Source organism: Mycobacterium sp. TH-M106 (assembly GCF_057473765.1).
The window spans coordinates 1-1,511 of record NZ_JBYCLE010000260.1; the positions used below are offsets into that span (position 1 = coordinate 1).

Below are 1,511 nucleotides of genomic sequence, written 5' to 3' on the forward strand. Positions count from 1 at the left end.
CTAGACGGTATGGGTGACCGTCGGCGTTGGGTCGGGGGTTGCGGGCCGGGGCCCCACTCACCCATGTTCGTGGGTTACCGAGTAGGGAGTCGCCTGCCCGGTCTATCCGACAGTGGTGGGAGGCCCCGGTGTTTACAGAGCGTACGAGTGTGGGATTGGACGTGCACGCACGTTCGGTAGCAGCAGCGGCCATCGATAGCGTGACCGGTGAGGTTCAGCAGGCTCGCCTGACCCCGGCCTATGAGCACATCCGGTCGTGGATATCGGGACTGCAGGGGCCGGTGGCGGCGGCCTACGAGGCGGGTCCCACCGGTTTCGGCTTACAGCGGTCGTTGACGGAGGCCGGGATCCGCTGCGTCGTGGTGGCACCGTCGAAGCTGCAGAAGCCCGCTGGTGATCGAGTGAAGACCGATGCCCGCGACGCCCTGCATCTGTGCCGGTTGTTGCGTCTGGATGAGATCACGTCGGTGTCGATCCCGAGCGTGGCTCAGGAAGCGGCTCGTGACTTGGTGCGTGCCCGCGAGGACTGCCGCGGCGACCTGATGAGGGCCCGGCATCGCCTGTCCAAGCTGCTGTTGCGTCACGGCATCGTGTACTACGGCGGGGCGGCCTGGACCGGTGCCCATGATCAGTGGCTGCGCACCGTCGCCGCGCCCCAGCTCAGGGCACCGGCGACGCGGATGGCCTTTGACGCCGACTATGACCACGTGTTGACGATGCAGGCCCGGCGGCGGCGTCTGGACGCAGCGATCGAGGAGATGGCCGCCGATGGTGAGTTCGCTGCGATTGTGCGGCGGGTGTCGTGTCTGAGGGGGGTGAACACGTTGACCGGGTTTGCGTTGGCAGTCGAGATTGGTGATTGGAACCGGTTCACCGGCAACACGATTGGCTCGTTTGTCGGGTTGGTTCCCTCGGAGTTTTCGTCGGGTTCCTCGCGGGCTCAGGGTCCGATCACCAAGACCGGCAACAGCCATGTCCGGCGGCTGCTGGTCGAGGCGGCGTGGCATCACAAGCCGCGATATCACGTGGGTGCGGTGATGCGTTCGCGGTGGGACCTCGCCTCGCCGGCCGCTCGCGCCCGCGGGGACGAAGGCAACCGCCGCCTGCACGGCAGGTGGGTGGGCTTCCTGGAGCGACGTAAGCGACCCGTGACGGCCAATGTCGCGGTCGCGCGTGAACTGGCCGGCTGGTGCTGGTCGCTGGCGGTCATGGACGACTGACCGCCACCTGATCTGCTTCCTCACGAGGTCCGTGGTGGCAGCGCGTGGATCGACCCGCGACACACCTATGAGCAGCCCATGCGGGTGACACTCGATGCTAGACATGCGGATGCGATCCAGCCGAAACACCGTCCTGCGGTAGCCAATCCGCGTATATCAGTCTGACCGCGCGTCGCTAACGACACGCTCACCACACAGACTGGCCGAGGAAGCAACGAGGCGCCGTCGGGGTAGCTCCCCGGCGGCGCCTCACCTTGCCTTCTTGACAATGTTCTCTACATATCAGGTGTG

1 protein-coding gene is annotated in these 1,511 nt (G+C 66.0%); it reads left to right on the forward strand.

The window, feature by feature from the left end; all coding sequences use genetic code 11:
* Window positions 1-128 precede the first annotated feature (128 nt).
* Window positions 129-1,220: an IS110 family RNA-guided transposase gene (locus AC2VOP_RS08975; RefSeq protein ID WP_486960633.1), complete on the forward strand. Its 1,092-nt coding sequence runs from the start codon at window positions 129-131 to the stop codon at window positions 1,218-1,220.
* Window positions 1,221-1,511: the final 291 nt, after the last annotated feature.